This is a genomic window from Fluviirhizobium alvei (assembly GCF_030551875.1).
GTDB classification, from domain to species: Bacteria; Pseudomonadota; Alphaproteobacteria; order Rhizobiales; family Rhizobiaceae; genus Rhizobium_E; species Rhizobium_E alvei.
This window is the reverse complement of the sequence record NZ_JAUOZU010000009.1, coordinates 31,854-51,458: the sequence shown is the minus strand read 5'-3', so window position 1 is coordinate 51,458 and position 19,605 is coordinate 31,854. Positions and strand designations below refer to the sequence as shown.

At 60.2% G+C, this 19,605-nt stretch carries 20 protein-coding genes; 4 read left to right on the top strand and 16 right to left on the bottom strand.

The features are described 5' to 3' along the window. The first annotated feature begins 21 nt into the window (after positions 1–21). From Q4481_RS13965 to paaG, 4 genes are read left to right on the top strand one after another with little or no spacing between them, the layout of a single operon-like run. Entirely contained in the window at positions 22–573 is a 552-nt protein-coding gene (locus Q4481_RS13965) for a flavin reductase family protein (RefSeq protein ID WP_304377006.1), read from the top strand. Between the two features lie 23 nt (positions 574–596). Further along, a complete protein-coding gene (locus Q4481_RS13960; protein WP_304377005.1) occupies positions 597–2,207 on the top strand; it encodes a glucose 1-dehydrogenase in 1,611 nt (536 codons plus the stop codon). Then, positions 2,204–2,500: a hypothetical protein gene (locus tag Q4481_RS13955; protein ID WP_304377004.1), complete on the top strand. Its 297-nt coding sequence runs from the start codon at positions 2,204–2,206 to the stop codon at positions 2,498–2,500. Before Q4481_RS13960 ends, Q4481_RS13955 begins: the two co-directional genes overlap by 4 nt. After that, the gene (gene paaG, locus Q4481_RS13950) at positions 2,491–3,297 is read left to right on the top strand and encodes a 2-(1,2-epoxy-1,2-dihydrophenyl)acetyl-CoA isomerase PaaG (protein WP_304377003.1); all 807 of its coding nucleotides are present in this window, start codon (positions 2,491–2,493) and stop codon (positions 3,295–3,297) included. The genes Q4481_RS13955 and paaG overlap by 10 nt, the downstream gene beginning before the upstream one ends. Positions 3,298–3,366: 69 nt before the next feature. Here paaG and Q4481_RS13945 read toward each other — a convergent pair whose 3' ends face one another. The 16 genes from Q4481_RS13945 to Q4481_RS13870 form a co-directional block, all read right to left on the bottom strand. Then, positions 3,367–5,436 (bottom strand): 3-hydroxyacyl-CoA dehydrogenase NAD-binding domain-containing protein, encoded by a 2,070-nt coding sequence (locus tag Q4481_RS13945; protein WP_304377002.1) that lies wholly within the window; start codon positions 5,434–5,436, stop codon positions 3,367–3,369. Between the two features lie 142 nt (positions 5,437–5,578). Further along, entirely contained in the window at positions 5,579–7,075 is a 1,497-nt protein-coding gene (gene glpK, locus Q4481_RS13940) for a glycerol kinase GlpK (protein ID WP_304377001.1), read from the bottom strand. 82 nt (positions 7,076–7,157) lie between these two features. Beyond that, entirely contained in the window at positions 7,158–8,879 is a 1,722-nt protein-coding gene (locus Q4481_RS13935; protein ID WP_304377000.1) for an ABC transporter substrate-binding protein, read from the bottom strand. Positions 8,880–8,963: 84 nt separating this feature from the next. After that, positions 8,964–9,245, bottom strand: a complete 282-nt coding sequence (locus Q4481_RS13930; RefSeq protein ID WP_304376999.1) for a DUF2160 domain-containing protein — start codon at positions 9,243–9,245, stop codon at positions 8,964–8,966. 10 nt (positions 9,246–9,255) lie between these two features. Further along, complete coding sequence (locus Q4481_RS13925; RefSeq protein ID WP_304376998.1) at positions 9,256–10,074, bottom strand: carbohydrate ABC transporter permease; 819 nt, start codon at positions 10,072–10,074, stop codon at positions 9,256–9,258. Positions 10,075–10,084: 10 nt separating this feature from the next. Next, positions 10,085–10,954: a carbohydrate ABC transporter permease gene (locus tag Q4481_RS13920; RefSeq protein WP_304376997.1), complete on the bottom strand. Its 870-nt coding sequence runs from the start codon at positions 10,952–10,954 to the stop codon at positions 10,085–10,087. 2 nt (positions 10,955–10,956) lie between these two features. Further along, a complete protein-coding gene (locus Q4481_RS13915; protein WP_304376996.1) occupies positions 10,957–12,027 on the bottom strand; it encodes an ABC transporter ATP-binding protein in 1,071 nt (356 codons plus the stop codon). 10 nt (positions 12,028–12,037) lie between these two features. Continuing rightward, positions 12,038–13,123, bottom strand: a complete 1,086-nt coding sequence (locus Q4481_RS13910; RefSeq protein ID WP_304376995.1) for an ABC transporter ATP-binding protein — start codon at positions 13,121–13,123, stop codon at positions 12,038–12,040. A 37-nt stretch (positions 13,124–13,160) separates the two neighbouring features. After that, positions 13,161–14,681 (bottom strand): glycerol-3-phosphate dehydrogenase, encoded by a 1,521-nt coding sequence (locus tag Q4481_RS13905; protein ID WP_304376994.1) that lies wholly within the window; start codon positions 14,679–14,681, stop codon positions 13,161–13,163. A gap of 119 nt (positions 14,682–14,800) precedes the next feature. Further along, positions 14,801–15,565, bottom strand: coding sequence for a DeoR/GlpR family DNA-binding transcription regulator (locus Q4481_RS13900; RefSeq protein WP_304376993.1), 765 nt, complete (start codon positions 15,563–15,565; stop codon positions 14,801–14,803). A 320-nt stretch (positions 15,566–15,885) separates the two neighbouring features. Next, positions 15,886–16,668, bottom strand: coding sequence for an SDR family NAD(P)-dependent oxidoreductase (locus Q4481_RS13895; protein WP_304376992.1), 783 nt, complete (start codon positions 16,666–16,668; stop codon positions 15,886–15,888). Positions 16,669–16,671: 3 nt separating this feature from the next. Further along, complete coding sequence (locus Q4481_RS13890; RefSeq protein WP_304376991.1) at positions 16,672–17,520, bottom strand: fumarylacetoacetate hydrolase family protein; 849 nt, start codon at positions 17,518–17,520, stop codon at positions 16,672–16,674. Continuing rightward, on the bottom strand, positions 17,520–17,945 hold the full coding sequence (locus tag Q4481_RS13885) for a cupin domain-containing protein (RefSeq protein WP_304376990.1): 426 nt from the start codon (positions 17,943–17,945) through the stop codon (positions 17,520–17,522). Before Q4481_RS13885 ends, Q4481_RS13890 begins: the two co-directional genes overlap by 1 nt. A 40-nt stretch (positions 17,946–17,985) precedes the next feature. Further along, a complete protein-coding gene (locus Q4481_RS13880) occupies positions 17,986–18,381 on the bottom strand; it encodes a RidA family protein (RefSeq protein WP_304377180.1) in 396 nt (131 codons plus the stop codon). After that, complete coding sequence (locus tag Q4481_RS13875) at positions 18,374–18,793, bottom strand: acyl-CoA thioesterase (RefSeq protein WP_304376989.1); 420 nt, start codon at positions 18,791–18,793, stop codon at positions 18,374–18,376. The genes Q4481_RS13880 and Q4481_RS13875 overlap by 8 nt, the downstream gene beginning before the upstream one ends. 25 nt (positions 18,794–18,818) lie before the next feature. After that, positions 18,819–19,604: an SDR family NAD(P)-dependent oxidoreductase gene (locus tag Q4481_RS13870; RefSeq protein ID WP_304376988.1), complete on the bottom strand. Its 786-nt coding sequence runs from the start codon at positions 19,602–19,604 to the stop codon at positions 18,819–18,821. Between the last annotated feature and the right edge of the window lies 1 nt (position 19,605).

Here is a 19,605-nt window from a genome sequence, read left to right as displayed (position 1 = left end):
GGAATAACGGAGGAGAGACCGATGTCAGCCAGCCAGGAAGCCCGCAGTCACGGACGAGATGAGGGAGCCGATACAAACGCACCCGCCAATGTCGATGCAGCCGAATTCAAGATGGCCATGCGGCAGCTCGCTTCTCCGGTGGGCGTGATCACCGCCCGCAACGGAAACATCCGCAATGGACTGACGGCAACGGCAATCTGTTCGGTATCCACCGAGCCGCCGACAATGCTCGTCTGCGTCAATCGCAATGCCAGCGCCGAGGCAATCATCGCGGCACGTGGCGCCTTTGCGATCAACATGCTGACCGACGAGCAGCACAACATCGCCCGACTGTTTTCGACATCCAAGTTGAGCCCGGATGAACGGTTTGCCGGTGCCACCTGGTCTGAGATGGTGACCGGATCGCCGGTTCTCGAAGGCGCTGTTGCGGCCTTCGATTGCGTCGTCGAGGATTGCATTCCATCGGGCAGCCACAATCTTTATATCGGGCGTGTCGTCGGCGTTACATCGGTCGATCACGATGTCCTGCTTTATCGGGACGGTCTGTTCAGACGCTTGCAGCCGGCCGGTTAATCGTCATTCGGGAGGAGACCACAATGATGATGAGCAAGAAGGTCGCGATCGTGACCGGTGCTGCGGGCGGCATTGGCCGTTCGCTCTGTGCGCTTCTGGCCGAAGACGGGTTCCGCATCGCCGCCGTCGATCTTGAGGGCACCGACCTCAATGGCGCCCTTTCGAGCCTGGACAAGGATGACCATGAAGCCTTTACCTGCAATATTGGCTCCGAGGCGGAGATCGTCGCCACGATCGCGGCCATCCACCAGCATTTCGGGCGCATTGATGTACTCGTCAACAATGCCGCACTCGGACCGACCATGGCAGCGACAGTCGACACGACTGCCGATGGTTTCCGGGCCGCGCTGACAGTCAATCTTGTCGGACCATTGCTGCTCGCCCGCGAAGTGGCGCGCCATATGGGCCCTGAAGGTGGCGCCATCGTCAATATCGCTTCGCTTGCCGGTATCGTTTCCAACCCGAAACGCAACGCCTATGCTGCGTCCAAGGCTGGGGTGGTTTCGATCACCAAATCGCTGGCTTGCGAACTCGCGCATCGCAACATTCGCGTCGCAGCCGTGGCCCCCGGTTACGTGCGCACGCCGATGGTGGCCGGGCTCGAACGCGACGGCAAGGCAGACCTCTCGAAGGTTCGCCAGCGTATTCCGATGGGGCGTATGGCCCGACCGGACGAGATCGCAGCCGCAGCCCGCTTCCTGGCCTCCGACAAGGCGCGTTATGTGACAGGTAGCGTGCTTGCGGTCGATGGCGGCTGGGCAACCTTCAACCAGCCGGGCGAAGCGCATCCGCCGGTTTCCGGCACACCCGCAGCCGAACTGGGAAAGCCTGCACCGTCCGACAATTTCAAGGTTGTTGTGGTGACCGGTGGCGGCCGCGGCATCGGCAAGGCGATTGCGATGGCGTTTGCGGCAAAGGGCGACAAGGTCGTCATTCTGGATCGCGACGAGACGGAACTCTGCGAGACCGAAAAGGCTCTTGGCGACCGGTGCCTGTCGCTCAAGGTGGACATGGCGGACGAGCAGGCAGTTATCGACGCTTTTGCAGCGATCAAGACCCTCCATGGGCGCATCGATGTGCTCATCAACAATGCTGCAATTGCCGACCGGTTCATGCCGGTGGAGGAGCAGGACAGCGCCTATCTTATGGGCCTGCTCGATATCAATCTTACGGGTGCCTTCCTCGCCTCCCGCGAAGCGCTTCGGTTCATGACGAAGCCGGGCGGCGTCATTCTGAATATCGGTTCGATCAACACGTTCCTGCCCTTTGCGCCACGGCATGCCTATGGCGCCTCGAAAGCCGGCATCGACATGCTTACGCGCTGCCTCGCCGCCGAACTCGGACCGGACGGGATCCGCCTCGCGACGATCGCGCCGGGCTATATCCGCACGCCCGGCGTCGCGGCACTGGAAGCCTCAGGCAGCATCGATTCCGGCAAGATCCGCCGGCGCATTCCGATGGGCGAGCTCGGCAAGCCCGAGGATATCGCCGACGCAGCCATCTTCCTCACTTCGGACGATGCCTCCTACATCAATGGTGCCATTCTCTATGTCGATGGGGGCTGGACGGCGTTCGGAAATGCCGGCGATGCTGCCGAAATCGAAGAAAACTCAGTCCGGGAGGCTGCACAATGATCGTTCGCAAATCTGGCGATGAGACGCTGGCGCTCGACGAGCGCGACAATTTCAAAGCCTTCAAACTGCAGTTTGAGCAGCTTGAAGCCGGCTCGCAGCCGGCAATCGCCGGCATTCGCTATATCGCCGACGATCACGCCTATATCGATCAGCAGACGGTTATCGACCTGGCTGGCGACGACCCGGATGGGACCTGGCGACAAGGTTTCGATGCCATGGTGACGGCAGCTGCAAAATATGGCTGGATCGATGCCGAATCCCAGTCGATCAAGGCGCATATCGAATGGAAATGACAGCGCACGAAGAAAAGGATGTTGTGCTGGTCCGGCGCGAGCCCGGCTATGTCGTGATTACGCTCAACCGTCCCGACAAGCTCAACGCCTTCACCGTTCCGCTCCATCGCGAACTCAAAGCCGCTTTCGATAGCGCGGCAGCGGATCCTGACTGCCGTGCGATCGCTCTGACGGGTGCAGGGCGCGGCTTCTGCGCCGGACAGGATCTGAAGGAACGCAAACTTGAGCCCGGCAAGGCGCCCGATCTCGGCCTTTCGCTCGAAACCTATTACAATCCACTCATCATGGCGATCCGCTCGGCCCCAAAGCCTGTCCTCGCCGCAGTCAACGGTGTGGCCGCAGGCGCCGGTGCCAACCTGGCACTTGCCTGCGACATCGTGATTGCTGCCCGCTCGGCCCGCTTCATCCAGTCCTTTTCCCGCATCGGCCTGGTGCCGGATGCCGGCGGCAGCTTTACCCTGCCCCGATTGATCGGAGAGGCCCGCGCCCGTGCGCTCGCCATTCTGGCCGAACCGGTTTCGGCCGGACAGGCATTGGACTGGGGCATGATCTGGGATGTTGTCGATGACGATGTCCTGCTTTCCACCGTCGAAACCATGGCCGCCGATCTGGCCCAGCGTCCGACGCAGAGCTTTGCCTTGATGAAGCAGGCTTTCAACGCTTCCGCCGGCAATGACCTTGCAGCGCAACTGAGGCTCGAGGCCGAGCTTCAACGCCAGGCGGGACAGACAGAGGATTATATGATCGGCGTCGAGGCTTTCAAGGCTGGCACCAAGCCGCAATTCAAGGGCCGCTAGGCCAACCCCTCTTGCTTCGGACAATTTGCAAGACGAAAAGGCGCGGTTGATGGCCGCGCCTTTTGGTTGTCAGAGCAGAGATCGACCGGAAGCGGCTGCTTCGACGAGACGCGGCGATGGCACCGACGACGGACCGCCAGCCGGTTGGGCATCGATCACGTTCTTCAGGATGCGATCCCATCCGATCTTTCCAGCCGCATGCATCGGACCGCCCTTCAGGCGCGGGAAACCGTAGCCATTGACGAAGACGAGATCGATATCGGCGGCTCGACCGGCAATACCTTCATCTAGAATGCGGCACGCCTCATTGACCATGACCGCAAGAAGACGCAGCTGGATTTCCTCATCCGTAAAGGGGCGCGGCGTGATCGCACGTTCGGCGCGGACCCTATCGATGAGGTCCGCAATAGCCGGATCATCCTCGCGTTTGCCTGCCGCACCATAGGCATACCAACCGGCCCCGGTCTTGCGGCCAAGCCGTCCCATTTCAACGATGCGATCGCCAAGCACGCTATAGCGTTCGGCGGGATCACGGGTCGCCGCCCGGCGTTTGCGCATGGCATAGCCGATATCGAGACCGGACATGTCGCTGACGGCAAAGACACCCTTGGCAAAGCCGAACGCCTCAAGCGCTCTATCGATCTGGTCGGGCGTGGCACCATCTTCGACAAGATATTCGGCATGCCGCCGATAAACGGCATAAATGCGGTTGCCAATGAAACCATCGCAATTGCCGGCCAGGATTGGCAACTTTCCGATCTTGCGACCGATCGCAAGGCCGGTGGCGATCGCATCCGCCGAGGTGTGCGATCCCCGTACCACTTCGAGAAGTTTCATCACATGGGCGGGCGAGAAGAAGTGCAGACCGATGACATCTTCCGGTCGCTTTGTCGCCTGCGCGATGGCGTCGATATCGAGATAGGATGTGTTGGTGGCGAGAAGGGCACCGGGTCGCGCGATGGCATCGAGCTTGCGGAAGATCTCCGTCTTCACATCGAGATCCTCGAACGCAGCCTCGATGATGAGATCCGTTTGCGCCAAGCTCTGCCAGTCGTCGGTGATCGTTACAGAGGCCCGTCGTTCGGCACGATCGGCTTCGCGGAGCCGGCCGGATTCCGCCTGACGGTCGAAAAGCCCGTCGATGCGGGCACCGGCCGCTTCGATCGCCGTCTGGTCGCGTTCGATTATGGTCACCGGCAAACCGCTCGACACGAAGGCCATCGCGATGCCCGCGCCCATGGTGCCGCCGCCGATGATGGCGACGTTCGTGGCGGTGCGGCTGTTCCCAGTCATGCCGTCCGGCATGCGGCCAGCGCCGCGTTCAGCCAGGAAGAGATGGCGCAGTGCCGCTGCCTCATCGGTGAGCCGCAGCCGCACCGAGCTTTCCCGCTCCATTGCAAGCGCATCGTCGAAGGACAATGTCAGGCTTGCCGCAACGATTGCCGGCACTTCGAGGATTGCTGGAACGCCGCGGGCCTTCTTGCGAACGGCACTGGTGGCCGCTTCGATCTCAGCCTCCGTCGCGGGTGGAGCCGGCATTTCCGACAGACGCCTTTTCGGGCAGCCCTGCGCGCGACCGATTGCAGCCTCAAGCAGATTTTCCGCAATCACCGCATCGAAAATTTCGGCGGTAACCGCCTCCTTCGCCTTGAGAATCGTGGCGCTGCCGATAAGGCGGATCGCCTCCGGAACACCTGTAAGGCGCGGCAGCCGCTGGGTGCCGCCGGCGCCCGGAACGATGCCGAGATTGGTTTCGGGAAGGCCGGCTAGCGCCTTTGGTCCCGCGAGCCGCAGATCGCAGGCAAGCGCGATTTCGAGCCCGCCACCCAGCGCCGGGCCGTCGATAGCCGCAACGACCGGAATGTCCATCGCATCGATGACCCTGACGACCTCAGGAAGAAAGGGCGGCTCCGGAGCAAATTCGAGCTCGCGAATATCGGCACCGGCGACGAACCTGCCCTCTCCGCCCCAGAGAACGACCGCACTCGCCGTGGCTTCCGACCGTATCTGGGCAAAGGCAGCGATCAGTCCTTCGCGGACGGCCTTGGAAATGGCATTGACCGGTGGGTTGGACAGGGTGACGATCGCGACCGTTCCGCTATAGGACAGTGCGACAGGCTGAGGGAAATTCATCGACATCGGCTCCTCCCGTTTGGAACCGCTTCGCATGTCCTGGCGCCGGCATCCAGACCGCCGCCGCAATTTCAGATTCGTGAAAATGCGTTGACGTCCCGGCGTCATGCGCCGGGATCCGGATATTGGATTGAAGGTTTGTCTGCGGTCAGTTCCGCTTCGTCAGGCAGCGCGACACGCTGTCATGCCAGCCGGCGATTGCCTCGCGGCGATCATCGGCCTGCATGGCCGGCTCGAAGCGACGATCACGCTTCCAGCGAGCGGCAAAGCCCTTGGCATCGGGCCAGACGCCGGCTTTCCAGCCTGCAAGCCAGGCCGCACCGAGCACGGTGGTTTCGAGAAGCGTCGGCCGGTCGACAGACGCATCGAGAATGTCGGAGAGCCGCTGCATGGTCCAGTCGGAAGCCACCATGCCGCCATCGACGCGCAGAACCGTGGTTGCACCATGGCCCTGCCAGTCCTTCTTCATCGCTTCCAGGAGATCGTAGGTCTGGTAGGCGACACTTTCGAGCGCCGCACGGGCAAATTCCGCGGGACCTGTGCTGCGCGTGAGGCCGAAGATGGCACCGCGCGCATCGGCATCCCAGTAGGGTGCCCCAAGACCGGTGAAAGCCGGAACCAGATAGACCCGTTGCGCCGGATCGGCCCCTTCCGCCAGCGCTCCAACCTCGGACGAAACCTTGATGAAGCCGAGCTCATCCCGCAGCCACTGCACGGCCGCGCCGGCGATGAAGATCGAGCCTTCCAACGCATAGGTCGTCACGCCATCGAGGCGATAGGCGATCGTCGTCAGGAGCCGGTTGGTGGAGGTCACGCGATCGGTGCCGGTGTTCAGAAGCGCAAAGCAGCCGGTGCCGTAGGTGGATTTCATCATGCCGGGTTCGAAGCAGGCATTGCCGATCACGGCAGCCTGCTGATCGCCGGCAACACCGAGGATCGGGATCGCGGCACCCAGAGTATCGGGATCGGTGATACCGAAATCGGCGGCGCAATCCTTTACCTCCGGCAACATTGCCTTCGGAATATCGAGGATCGACAGGAGTTCGTCATCCCAGGTGTTTTCGGCGATATTGTAGATCAGCGTCCGCGAAGCATTGGTGGCATCGGTAACATGGGCGCGCCCACCCGTGAGCTTGTAGATGAGCCAACTGTCCACCGTGCCGAAGCAGACTTCGCCCGCAGCGGCGCGCGCCTTCAAGCCATCGACATTCTGCAACAGCCAGGCAAGCTTGGTGCCGGAGAAATAGGGATCGAGCAGCAAACCGGTCTTGGCCGTGAAGGTCGGCTCGAGACCGCGGCCTTTCAGTTCATCGCAGAACCGGGCCGAACGACGGTCCTGCCAGACAATGGCATGATGCAACGGTTCACCCGTCTTGCGGTCCCAGACGACGACGGTTTCGCGCTGGTTGGTGATGCCGATCGCAGCAATCCCGGCGGCGGTGATGCCGGCCTTGGCGAGTGCTGTTTCAATGGTCGCCAGCACGCTTTGCCAGATTTCGTTCGCATCATGCTCGACCCATCCGGAAGCGGGAAAATGCTGTGTGAACTCCTGCTGGCCCACACCGGCGATGGCCATGTCGGCATCGAATACAACCGCGCGGCTTGATGTGGTGCCCTGGTCGATAGCAAGAATGTAACCAGCCATGACGATCTCCCTCCTGTTTTCCGGACAGCAATGTGGCCGGGGCGGTTTGCCGCCCCGGCCATCGACTTCTAGCAATCAGCCGTTACTTCTGCCAGCTCTTGACGAGTTCGTCATAGTTGACCGTCAGCGGCTTTTCCTTCTCGTTCTCGATCTTCAGCTGCGGCGCGAGATGGCCGTTCTTGACGGCATCGGCGTTCCAGTAAGCGAGATCATGCTCTTCGGCGAGCTTCGGTCCGATATCGCCCTGAACGCCAGCACGCTCAAGACGCTGCAGCACCTTCTCCTGTTCGGCGCAGAGCGAGTCCATAGCTTCCTGTGCGGTCTTGGCACCGGAAGAGGCATCGCCGATCGCCTGCCACCAGAGCTGAGCCAGCTTCGGATAGTCCGGAACGTTGGTACCGGTCGGCGACCATTGCAGGCGGGCCGGCGAGCGGTAGAACTCGATCAGACCACCGAGCTTCGGTGCACGTTCGGTGAACGACTTGTGGTCAAGCGTCGACTGACGGATGAAGGTCAGGCCGACATGGCTCTTCTTGACGTCGACCGTCTTGGACGTAACGAACTGGGCATAGAGCCAGGCTGCCTTGGCGCGATCGTCCGGGGTCGACTTCATCAAGGTCCAGGAACCGGCGTCCTGATAGCCAAGCTTCATGCCTTCCTTCCAGTAGACGCCATGCGGGCTCGGTGCGAAACGCCACTTCGGGGTCCCGTCGGCGTTGACGACCGGCAAACCTTCCTTGACGAAATCAGCCGTAAAGGCGGTGTAGGTGAACATCTGCTGGGCGATTTCACCCTGCGAAGGAACCGGGCCGGATTCCGAGAAGGTCATGCCATTGGCCGCAGCCGGAGCATATTTCTTCATCCATTCCAGGTACTTCTCGATCGCATAGACCGAAGCCGGGCCGTTGGTGTCGCCACCGCGGGCAACGCAGGAACCGACCGGGCGCGAATTCTCGTCGACCTTGATGCCCCATTCATCGACCGGCAGACCGTTCGGAATGCCCTTGTCGCCATTGCCGGCCATCGAGAGCCAGGCGTCGGTGAAACGCCAGCCGAGAGACGGATCCTTCTTGCCGTAGTCCATGTGACCATAGACTTTCTTGCCGTCGATTTCGCGACCGGTGAAGAATTCGGCGATGTCTTCATAGGCCGACCAGTTGACCGGCACGCCGAGATCGTAGCCATACTTGGCCTTGAAATCGGCCTTGTTCTTCTCGTCGTTGAACCAGTCGTAACGGAAGAAATAGAGGTTGGCGAACTGCTGGTCGGGCAGCTGATAGAGCTTGCCATCCGGCGCAGTCGTGAAGGACTTGCCGATGAAGTCATTGATGTCGAGGTTCGGGTTGGTGACGTCCTTGCCTTCGTTGGCCATGAAATCGGTCAGCGAACGGGCCTGCTGATAACGCCAGTGGGTGCCGATCAGGTCGGAGTCGTTGATGTAGGCGTCATAGATGTTTTCGCCCGACTGCATCTGGGTCTGCAGCTTTTCGACGACGTCGCCTTCGCCGATCAGGTCATGGGTGATCTTGATGCCGGTGATTGCCGTGAAGGCAGGTGCCAGCACCTTGGATTCATATTCGTGCGTGGTGATGGTTTCGGAAACGACCTTGATTTCCATGCCCGAGAACGGCTTGGCCGCATCGACAAACCACTGCATTTCCGCTTCCTGGCCCGCGCGGTCGAGCGCTGACAGGTCGCCAATTTCCTTGTCGAGGAACTGCTTGGCCTCGTCCATGCCGGCAAAGGCGATGCCGGTCATCGCCAGAAGCATGGCGGCAGTCGTTGTCAGAAGTTGCTTTCGCATGATTGTCCTCCCTAAAGGTTGCGATTGCAGGTAGATTTCAGTCCCAGGATGGCGACCTCCCGCCGCCATCCGCCTTTTCCAACCCTAGACGAAGCGGAAAACGCCGATGGCGTAGACCACTGACAGGGCAAGAGCCCACCACAGGTTCGGCCCGATGAGGCCCAACCAAGCGAGATGTATGAAAGCCGACCCGAGCAACGACACGAACAGGCGGTCGCCGCGGGTGGTTTCGAACTTGAGAATGCCGACCCTTGGATTGCCGCCGGGCGAAACATACTCCCAAATGGCCATCGACAGGATGAGGCCGAGGATCACCAGAAAGAAGATCGCCGTCGGCAGCGTCCAGGCCATCCATGAGAAATCCATCGAACCCTCCTCAGACGCGGCCCAGGGCAAAGCCCTTGGCGATATAATTGCGGACAAAGTAGATGACGAGCGCACCCGGAATGATGGTCAGCACACCGGCCGCGGCCAGAACACCCCAGTCCATGCCCGAGGCGGAGACGGTGCGCGTCATGGTCGCGGCAATCGGCTTGGCATCGGTTGTCGTCAGGGTACGGGCGATCAGAAGCTCGACCCACGAGAACATGAAGCAGAAGAAGGCAGCCACACCGATACCACTTGCGATCAGAGGCATGAAGATCTTCACGAAGAAGCGCGGGAACGAATAACCGTCGATATAGGCGGTTTCGTCGATCTCCTTCGGTACGCCCGACATGAAGCCTTCGAGGATCCAGACTGCCAGCGGCACGTTGAACAGGCAGTGGGCCAGCGCAACCGCGATATGGGTATCGATCAGGCCGAAGGCCGAATAGAGCTGGAAGAAGGGCAGCGCGAAGACGGCCGGTGGCGCCATGCGGTTGGTCAGGAGCCAGAAGAACAGGTGCTTGTCGCCCAGAAAACGGTAGCGCGAGAAGGCATAGGCTGCCGGAAGCGCCGCCAGAACCGAGATCACCGTGTTCATCACCACATAGATGATCGAATTGATATAGCCGTTATACCAGGACGGATCGGTAAAGATGACGGCGTAATTGCGGATCGTCGGGCTTTGTGGCCATAGCGAGAAGGTGGAGGTGATCTCGTTGTTGTCCTTGAAGCTCATGTTGACGAGCCAGTAGATCGGGATCATCAGGAAGATGATATAGAGCGTCGGGATCAGGAAGCCGAACCGCGCGTTGCTGCTGTTGTTGTTCATCGCGCGCCCCTCACGCCTGCTCGGCGTCGCTGTTGGTCATCACGGTATAGAAGACCCAGGACATCAGAAGAATGATCAGGAAGTAGATGATCGACATGGCTGCAGCCGGACCGAGATCGAACTGGCCCACAGCCATCTTCACAAGGTCGATCGACAGGAAGGTGGTGGAGTTGCCGGGCCCACCGCCGGTGACGACGAAGGGTTCGGTATAGATCATGAAACTGTCCATGAAGCGCAGCAGCACGGCGATCAGCAGCACTCTGTTCATCTTCGGCAGCTGGATGAAGCGGAATACAGACCAGCGCGAGGCACCATCGATCTTTGCTGCCTGATAATAGGCGTCCGGGATCGAGACGAGACCGGCATAGCACAAGAGCACCACGAGGCTGGTCCAGTGCCAGACATCCATGACGATGACCGTCACCCAGGCATCGACGGGATCCTGCGTATAGTTGTAGTCAAACCCAAGCTTGGTCAGATAATGACCGAGGAAGCCGATATCGACACGGCCAAAGACCTGCCAGATCGTACCGACGACATTCCACGGGATCAGAAGCGGCAGCGCCATCAAGACGAGGCAGACCGGGACACCGAGACCCTTCTTGGGCATGTTGAGCGCGATGACGATTCCGAGTGGCACCTCGATCGCCAGAATGATGGCAGAAAAGATCAGGTTGCGGCCAAGCGCATTCCAGAACCGGTCGGATGCGAGCATTTCCGCAAACCAGTCACTGCCGGCCCAGAAGAACTCATTATTGCCGAACGTATCCTGTACCGAATAGTTCACCACCGTCATCAGCGGAATGACGGCAGAGAAGGCGACCAGCAGAAGCACCGGTAAAACCATGAACCAGGCCTTGTTGTTCCAGGTCTTGTTCATTGTCAGCCCTCCTGCCCGACACGCCAGCTATCGGCAAAAATGCCGATCGCATCCGGTTCGAATGTGATCTTCGGATCGGCCGGAATATCGTCATCCTCGCCGAGCACGATCGACAATGATTGGCCGCAGAAGCTGGCCCGTACGATCTTCTGACGACCGATATCTTCGATCTTCGCAATGGTGACCGGCATGCCTTCGCGGCCCATACGAACGAATTCCGGGCGAATGCCAAGTTCCAGCTTTGACGCACCATTCAGCTTGGGCGCGCCTTTGAGCGCAATCGACTGATCGCCGACCTTGGCGGTGGATCCATCGATCGCTACCGGCATCAGGTTCATGCCCGGCGAGCCGATGAAATAGCCGACAAATGTATGGCTCGGGCGTTCGAACAGCTCTGCCGGCGTTCCGATCTGGACGATCTCGCCATCATGCATGACGACAACCTTGTCGGCGAAGGTCAGCGCTTCGGTCTGGTCGTGGGTGACATAGACCATGGTGAAGCCGGACTGGCGATGCAGCATCTTGAGCTGCGAGCGCAACTGCCATTTCATATGCGGATCGATGACGGTCAGCGGCTCGTCGAACAGAATGGCGTTGACATCGGAACGAACGAGGCCACGACCGAGTGAGATCTTCTGCTTCTGGTCGGCGGTCAGCCCCTGGGCCCGGCGCTTGGCCATGCCTCCAAGATCGATCATCTCGAGAATTTCGGTGACACGCCGTTGCACCTCTGCCTCCGGCACATGGCGGTTGCGCAGCGGGAAGGCGAGATTGTCAAACACCGTCATCGTGTCATAGACGACCGGAAACTGGAACACCTGGGCAATGTTGCGATGCTGGGTGGAGAGTTCGGTCACATCGAGGCCGTCGAACAGGATCCGCCCGTCGGATGGATGCAGAAGGCCCGAAATGATGTTGAGAAGCGTGGTCTTGCCGCAGCCCGATGGTCCCAGCAGCGCGTAAGCGCCACCATCGTCCCATTCGTGATGGACTTCCTTCAAGGCATAGTCGCCGGCCGCCTTGGCCTTGGCGCTGTAGGCGTGCCGGATATGTTCGAGATTGATGCGTGCCATCTCCGCCTCCTCAGGCCGCGGCCTGGAACGCGCTGCCGAGCGCACGTCCGGTCAATTGATCGAAGGCCATCAGGTGGCGAGTATCGAGATGAACGGTCAGGTCCTGACCCGGGTCGATATCGTGAATGCCATGCGCCAGCATCACCCAGCGCGCGCCGGCAAAATCGAGATGCACGAAGCTTTCCGAGCCGGCGATCTCCGAAACCTGGGTGCGGGTGGAAAGCGGCGTCGTATGGCCATTGGCAGGCTTGAGAAAGAGATGGTGCGGCTGGAAGGCAACCGTCACCGATCCTTCGGGAATGTTTTCAAGATGCGCCGGCACCGGAATGACGGCGACGCCGTTGAGCAGGAACTGGTTGCCTGACCGAACGAGATTGACTGTATTGAGGGGCGGATCGGCGAAAGTCCTGGCCGTCAGGAGATCGATCGGGCGGCGATAGACATCGATCGTCTTGCCAAACTGGGTGACACGGCCTTCCGAAAGTGTCACCGTATTGCCGCCGAGCAGCAGCGCTTCCGATGGTTCGGTCGTCGCATAGACGAAAATGGCTCCGGATTCGGCAAAGATCTTCGGCAATTCCAGCCGCAATTCCTCGCGAAGTTTGTAATCCAGATTGGCGAGCGGCTCATCCAGAAGCACGAGATTGGCATTCTTGACGATGGCGCGGGCAAGCGCCGTGCGTTGCTGCTGACCACCCGAAAGATTGAGCGGCGTGCGATCGAGATAGGGTGTCAGTTTCAAAAGATCCGCGGCCTTGCGGACTTCGCGGTCTATGGTTGCGGCATCGCGACCGGCAATCCGCATCGGGGAAGCGATGTTTTCATAGACGGTCAGCGCCGGATAATTGATGAACTGCTGATAGACCATGGCGACGTTCCGCTTCTGCACCGGCATGCCGGTGACATCGATCCCGTCAAAATGGATGGTTCCTTCGGTCGGCCGGTCGAGGCCCGCCATCAGCCGCATCAGCGACGTCTTGCCAGACAGCGTCGGCCCCAGGAGCACGTTGAGGCTGCCGCGCTCCAGCGTGAGGTCCGTCGGGTGGATGTGGCTCGAGCCCCCCACCGTCTTGGAGACGTTCCGCAGTTCAAGCATTGTTATCCAAAGCCTCCTCCAGCCTTTGGAATGATCGTCAACCCGCTTTCAGGCGGTCGACGGCTCCCTCCAGATAATCCTCAAGTTTCGCAACGTCTTCCGATGTCAGATACAGGCCCTGCTTGGTGCGACGCCACAATATGTCCGCCGCCGTCAGCGCCCATTCGCGTTCGATCAGCCAACGCACTTCCACCTCATAGAGCGTGCCGCCGAAATGGCGCCCAAGGCCGGCAACATCGGTCGCCCCAGAAAGAAGTGCCGTCGCATCGCTGCCGTAGCAGCGGATCAGCCTTTCGGCATGGCGCGGATCAAGGAAGGGATGGCGCGCCCTCAGCGAAGCGACCAGACTTTCCTGTCCGCCAGCGGCGAAATCACCACCCGGAAGATGCGAACCGGCCGTCCAGGGCCTCCCCCGGACACCAATCGCCTCGCCGATCTTCTCGAGCGCACTTTCGGCCAAACGACGATAGGTCGTCAGCTTGCCGCCGAACACATTGAGGATCGGCGCCTGACCCTCTTCGGCTTCGACCTTCAGAACATAGTCGCGCGTTGCTTCCTGCGCCTTGGAGGCGCCGTCATCGAAAAGCGGCCGCACACCCGAGTAGGTCCAGACGATATCCTCCGGCTTGACCGGCTCGGCAAAATATTCGCTCGCAGCATCGCATAGATAGGCGATTTCGTCGCCCGATATCTCCACCTTGCGCGGATCGCCTGTATAGTCGCGATCGGTCGTGCCGATGAGCGTGAAATCTTGCTCGTAGGGAATGGCAAAGATGATCCGCCCATCCGGGTTCTGAAAGAAATAGGCTCTCGGATCTGTGAACTTGCGTTTGACCACAATATGGCTGCCCTGAACAAGGCGCACATTGTGAACATTGTTGCGCCCGAGCACACCGGCAATCACATTGTCGACCCAGGGTCCGGCCGCATTCACCAGCATGCGCGACCAGTGGACCGCGCGCTGACCATCGACGTCGCGTGTTTCGATGCGCCAGAGCGAGCCCTCGCGCCGCGCTGAAACAACCTGCGTCCGGTTGAGGATCAAGGCGCCGCGACTTGCGGCATCACGCGCATTGAGGACCACGAGGCGAGCATCATCCACCCAGCCATCGGAATACTCGAAAGCGCGGGTGAACATCGGCTTCAACGGCTTTCCTGCCGGATCCCGTTTCAGATCGACATTGCTGGTGGGCGGCAGAAGCTTGCGACCACCCAGATGATCGTAAAGGAACAGGCCGAGACGAACGAGCCAGGCCGGACGCAACCCACCCTTCTGCAGCGGCAGGACGAAACGCAGAGGCCAGATGATGTGCGGCGCCATCGACCACAGCACTTCGCGCTCCATCAGCGCTTCGCGCACGAGGCGGAATTCGTAATGTTCGAGATAGCGTAGGCCGCCATGGATGAGCTTGGTGGCGGCTGAAGAGGTACCGGATGCGAAGTCGTTCATTTCGGCGAGGGCTACGCGGTATCCGCGGCCGGCTGCATCACGTGCAATGCCGCAACCATTGATACCGCCTCCGATCACGAACAGGTCGTGAGCTTCCTCGTTCGACATACATCCTCCCCGAGCTTTCATACCGCTTTTGTTACCGGCTTTGTTGAAAGCGTGATCACTGTATTTCGAATGCAAAACGAATGTCAAACGAATATTTCATCGACCAATTCGAAAACAGGTCAGAGGGCAGTCTCGATCAGACGAACATCGTTGTCGGCACATGCAGCCCGGAACCGTTCGCTGGGACAGCGATCTGTGACAAAGGTGTGCACCTGGGAAATATGGCCGATCCGCACCGGAGCGGCACGCTCGAACTTGGACGAATCCGAAACCAGGATGACATGGCGCGCGTTCGAAATGATGGCCTGGGCTACCTTGACCTCGCGAAAGTCGAAATCGAGCAATTCGCCATCTTCATCGAGGGCGGAGACACCGATCACCGCGAAATCCACCTTGAACTGGCGAATGAAATCGACGGCCGCCTCCCCCACGATCCCACCATCCGAATGGCGGACCACGCCGCCTGCAATTACGACCTCGTTGCCGGAAGACAAGCGCAACCTGTTGGCAACATTGATGTTATTTGTGATGACCATGAGATCCCGATGGTCGAACAACGCCTCACCAACCGCTTCCGTCGTCGTCCCGATATTGATGAACAGAGAGGAATTGTCAGGGATGAGGGCAGCGGCGGCGCGACCGATTTCCTGCTTTTCCGCAGCAGCGATGGCGCGGCGCGCTTCATACTGGACATTTTCGTTGCTGGTCGGAAACACCGCACCACCATGAATCCGATTTAGGAGCCTTGCATCGCACAGGTCATTGAGATCCTTGCGAATTGTCTGCGGCGTTACGCCGAAACGAGCTGCCAGATCATCGACCGTCACGCGCCGGTTTGCCCGGGCGAGCGCCAGAATATCATCCTGTCGCGGCGTTGGCAGCATCGGGAGCTCCTTTCGTTATTTTCGTTTTTATGGAAAAACGAAGGCGCGGGTGATGTCAAGTCGAACGACTTCTTTCTGCAAATCGAAATCGAAAACCGGCGAAGTCGCAACCACCGCAAAACTCAAAGAGCGGTAGTTTTCACGCAAATTCTACTTTCACGAGTGTTTTTGCAAGATTTTCAGGCAGACCCGTTCCATGGGCATTTTTTGCACAGAACGGTCCACGCCTTAGGCGAGCGATGAGCATTCAAACAGAAACAGCCGGACGAACCGCCCGGCTGCTCCAGAACCGATGGGCGTCAAGACGCCCGCTTGTTCCTTCATTCGGGATAGATGCCCGTTTCGGATGCGACACGGCGATAAGCGGCGCCAGCGGTGAAACCACCATCGATGACGAAATCTTCGCCGGTGATGAAACCCGAAGCATCGGATGCCAGGAAGAAGACGAGTTCGGCGATCTCCTCAGGCTTACCGGCCCGCTTCATCGGCGTCATCCCGATCATCGGCTTCAGATGCGGGCTCGTGGCATTGAGCCCGGTCACCACCAGTCCGGGGCATACTGCATTGATGCGGATGTTCTTGGGCGCCAGTTCCATGGCAGCGGTCTTGGTAAGGCCGCGCAAGCCCCACTTGCTCGCCGTGTAGGCCGGATCATAGTGGCCCGAATAGCCGCTGTTGGAAGAGATGTTGACGATTGAGCCGCCACCGCTTTCCGCCATCAGGCCACTGGCTGCCTGAATGCCGAGAAAGGCACCGGTGAGATTGACCTTCAGCACCCGCTCCCAGGCTTCAAGCGGCGTCGTTTCAACAAGGGTGCGGTTGATGATGCCGGCATTGTTGACCAGCACATCGAGACGACCCTTCCAGCTTTTCGCAAGCTCGATGACCGCCGCCCAGCTCTCCGGGCTCGTCACGTCGAGACGGATGAAACGGGCTTCCTGACCAGCCTTGACCAATTCGGCCGCCAGAGCCTCACCCTCGTCTACCAGCACATCGGCGATGATGACCGCAGCGCCTTTGGATGCGAACAGGCGGGCTTCTGCCTCACCCTGTCCACGCGCGCCACCGGTGACGATTGCAACCTTGCCCACGAAATCGCTCATCGTTCAGTCCCTCGCTTCAATCGTCTGCTGACGCTGGCTGCCCAGCCCATCGATTCCGAGCGTCATCACCTGCCCGGCCTTGAGGTAGACCGGCTCCGGCTTGATGCCCATGCCGACGCCAGGTGGCGTGCCGGTGGCAATGATATCGCCGGGTTCGAGCGTCATGAACTGGCTGATATAGCTGACGAGATAGCGAACGCCGAAGATCATGTTGGCCGTCGTGCCGGTCTGGCGGCGCACGCCATCGACATCAAGCCAGAGTGCGAGATTCTGCGGATCCGGGATCTCGTCGCGCGTGACAAGCCAGGGGCCGATCGGTCCGAACGTGTCGTGGCTCTTGCCCTTCGTCCATTGACCGCCGCGCTCCGACTGGAAGGCCCGCTCGGACACATCGTTGACGACGCAATAGCCGGCAACGTGATCGAGAGCCTTGTCTTCGCCAACATATTTCGCGCGTTTGCCGATGACGATACCGAGTTCGACTTCCCAATCGGCCTTGACCGACGTGCGGGGAATTTCGACCTCGTCATTCGGGCCGATGATGGCACTCGTCGCCTTCATGAACAGGATCGGTTCTTCAGGCGGCGTCTTGCCCGTTTCGCGGGCATGGTCGACATAATTGAGGCCGACGCAGATGAATTTGCGCGTGCCGGCCACACAGGGGCCAATGCGGCCCGGCGTCACTTCCGGCAGGCTCGCAGGATCGATAGAAGCGATCCGGGCCAGTGCCGCATCGGAGAGCGCCTCACCAGCAATGTCGGCGACAATGCCCGAGAGATCCCGGACCTTGCCGTCAGCATCGAGAAGGGCGGGCTTTTCGGCGCCCGCCGGACCATGACGCAGAAGTTTCATCAGGCGCGCCGGTAGCCGACCAGGATGGAATCATCGACATCCGGAAGGTTGATGACGATATTGTCAGGCGTGCGCGTGGTCATCCACACGAGCTCTTCGGTGGTCGACATGTTGACTTCGATATGCGGCCAGTAGGGCGGCACGAAGATGAAGTCGCCTTCTTCCATGTCGTAATATTCCTGCCAGTTCTCACCGTAATAGATCCGGGCCTTGCCCTTCAGCACATAGCCGCCGGTTTCGGCTTCGCCGTGATGATGGGGGTAGGAACGGTAGCCGGGCTCGTTCGACACCTTGCCGAACCAGATCTTGGTGGCAGGCGTATGCTGCGGGCCGACGCCCGAGACGCGGACGCAGCCGCCGGACTGGCCGGTATTCTTGTCTTCATGGCCTTTGCGGGTGATGACGGGCATTACGGTAGCAGTCATGGTTTCCTCCTTGGGTTTGATTGTCAGACGACGACAGCGTTCATTCCGGAACGACGGCGAGCGCCTGGATTTCGATTTTTGCGCGATCTTCCATCAGGGCGACGACCTGAACTGCAGCCATCGGCGGGAAATGACGGCCGATGATCTCGCGATAGGCCGCGCCGATTTCCTTCATCCGCGACTTGTAGGCGTGGCGATCGGTGAAATACCAGGTGAGCTGGATGAGATGCTCGGGACGGGCGTCGGCCTTCTCGAGAACGCGGACGATGTTGATGAGCGTCTGGCGAACCTGATCGACGAAGTCGTCGGATTGGAACTGGCAGTTTTCATCCCAACCGACCTGACCGCCGACCTGGACGATCCGGCCACGGGCGCTGATGCCGTTGGAATAGCCGACGGGTTTTGCCCAACCATCGGGCTGGATAATTTCATGCATCATTTCTTGGCTCCAGGTAACGGGTCAGGCCGGCGCGGATATCATCCGGCCAGGCACGGGATTTGTGGTCTTCAGTCGAGGTGAGAACGATGCGCTGCCGGACGGTCCAGATCATGTCCTCGCCAACGCGAACATCGGTTTCAAGATCAAGCGAGGAGCGGCCGATCGCACGAACATGGACCGAAAAATCAAGCACATCGCCATAGACGGCCGGCTTCATGAACTGCAGGTTCATCGATACTGTCGGCAGGCCCATGCGGCGCTCGAACATGATCTCCTTCCAGGTGATGCCGAAAGAGGCAAACATGGCCTCGTTCACATCGACCAGATAGCCCAGATAGGCCGGATGATAGGCGATCCCCGTGAGATCGCAGTCGCCGAAGCGCATAGGCTTGGATATCTTGAATGGCATCTTCTCTCCCTCGTTATCCTTTTTCTCAGCCCGCCAGCACTTCGCCACCGGCGACCGCAATAGCCTGGCCGGTAATCGAACCGGCGCCCGGCCCGGAAAGCCAGGCAACCGTGTCGGCAACCTCTTCAGGCCGGACAAGGCGGTTTTGCGGATTGTGTTTGGTGAATTCGGCGAGCGCCTCTTCGGGCGTCCGGCCGGTCTTGGCGACGATCGCCTCGATCGAACGGCTGATGATCGGCGTATCGGTGAAACCCGGGCAGACGGCATTGACCGTAACTCCCGTCTTCGCCAGTTCCAGTGCAAGGGCGCGCGTGAGCCCGACTACACCATGCTTGGCAGCACAATAGGCCGAGACATAGGCATAGCCGGTCAGGCCCGCCGTCGAGGCGATGTTGACGATGCGGGCATCGCGCCCGATCGCCTTGAGATCCGGCAGCACGGCCTTGATGACGTTGAAAACGCCGGTCAGATCCACCGACAGAACCTTTTCCCAGAGATCAAGCCCCGTCTTGTCGAAGGGTGCACTCGGAGCCTCACCGGCATTGTTGATCAGGATCGATACCGGTCCGAACCTGGCATGCGCTTCTTCCAGTCCCCGCGCGATTGCTTCCGGATCGGTGACATCAAAACCGGCGATGGCATGGGACCGGTCAAGTCCGAGTTCGGCGGCGACGTCCGCCAGCGGCGCGGCCCTGCGGCCCGCCAGCGAAAGTCGCGCGCCTTCTCGGGCGAGGCGGCGCGCAATCGCCGCGCCGATGCCGCTGCCGGCACCGGTCACCAGAACATGCCTGTCGGCGAGAGAGCCGGTCATC

Coding starts and splice junctions, on each gene's coding strand:
- Q4481_RS13920 (WP_304376997.1), bottom strand. CDS start 10,954: ATGAACAAGACCTGGAACAACAAGGCCTGGTTCATGGTTTTACCGGTG.
- Q4481_RS13905 (WP_304376994.1), bottom strand. CDS start 14,681: ATGTCGAACGAGGAAGCTCACGACCTGTTCGTGATCGGAGGCGGTATC.
- Q4481_RS13885 (WP_304376990.1), bottom strand. CDS start 17,945: ATGACTGCTACCGTAATGCCCGTCATCACCCGCAAAGGCCATGAAGAC.
- paaG (WP_304377003.1), top strand. CDS start 2,491: ATGGAAATGACAGCGCACGAAGAAAAGGATGTTGTGCTGGTCCGGCGC.
- Q4481_RS13900 (WP_304376993.1), bottom strand. CDS start 15,565: ATGCTGCCAACGCCGCGACAGGATGATATTCTGGCGCTCGCCCGGGCA.
- Q4481_RS13955 (WP_304377004.1), top strand. CDS start 2,204: ATGATCGTTCGCAAATCTGGCGATGAGACGCTGGCGCTCGACGAGCGC.
- Q4481_RS13875 (WP_304376989.1), bottom strand. CDS start 18,793: ATGCCATTCAAGATATCCAAGCCTATGCGCTTCGGCGACTGCGATCTC.
- Q4481_RS13890 (WP_304376991.1), bottom strand. CDS start 17,520: ATGAAACTTCTGCGTCATGGTCCGGCGGGCGCCGAAAAGCCCGCCCTT.
- glpK (WP_304377001.1), bottom strand. CDS start 7,075: ATGGCTGGTTACATTCTTGCTATCGACCAGGGCACCACATCAAGCCGC.
- Q4481_RS13935 (WP_304377000.1), bottom strand. CDS start 8,879: ATGCGAAAGCAACTTCTGACAACGACTGCCGCCATGCTTCTGGCGATG.
- Q4481_RS13965 (WP_304377006.1), top strand. CDS start 22: ATGTCAGCCAGCCAGGAAGCCCGCAGTCACGGACGAGATGAGGGAGCC.
- Q4481_RS13945 (WP_304377002.1), bottom strand. CDS start 5,436: ATGTCGATGAATTTCCCTCAGCCTGTCGCACTGTCCTATAGCGGAACG.
- Q4481_RS13960 (WP_304377005.1), top strand. CDS start 597: ATGATGATGAGCAAGAAGGTCGCGATCGTGACCGGTGCTGCGGGCGGC.
- Q4481_RS13925 (WP_304376998.1), bottom strand. CDS start 10,074: ATGAACAACAACAGCAGCAACGCGCGGTTCGGCTTCCTGATCCCGACG.
- Q4481_RS13930 (WP_304376999.1), bottom strand. CDS start 9,245: ATGGATTTCTCATGGATGGCCTGGACGCTGCCGACGGCGATCTTCTTT.
- Q4481_RS13895 (WP_304376992.1), bottom strand. CDS start 16,668: ATGAGCGATTTCGTGGGCAAGGTTGCAATCGTCACCGGTGGCGCGCGT.
- Q4481_RS13880 (WP_304377180.1), bottom strand. CDS start 18,381: ATGCATGAAATTATCCAGCCCGATGGTTGGGCAAAACCCGTCGGCTAT.
- Q4481_RS13870 (WP_304376988.1), bottom strand. CDS start 19,604: ATGACCGGCTCTCTCGCCGACAGGCATGTTCTGGTGACCGGTGCCGGC.
- Q4481_RS13915 (WP_304376996.1), bottom strand. CDS start 12,027: ATGGCACGCATCAATCTCGAACATATCCGGCACGCCTACAGCGCCAAG.
- Q4481_RS13910 (WP_304376995.1), bottom strand. CDS start 13,123: ATGCTTGAACTGCGGAACGTCTCCAAGACGGTGGGGGGCTCGAGCCAC.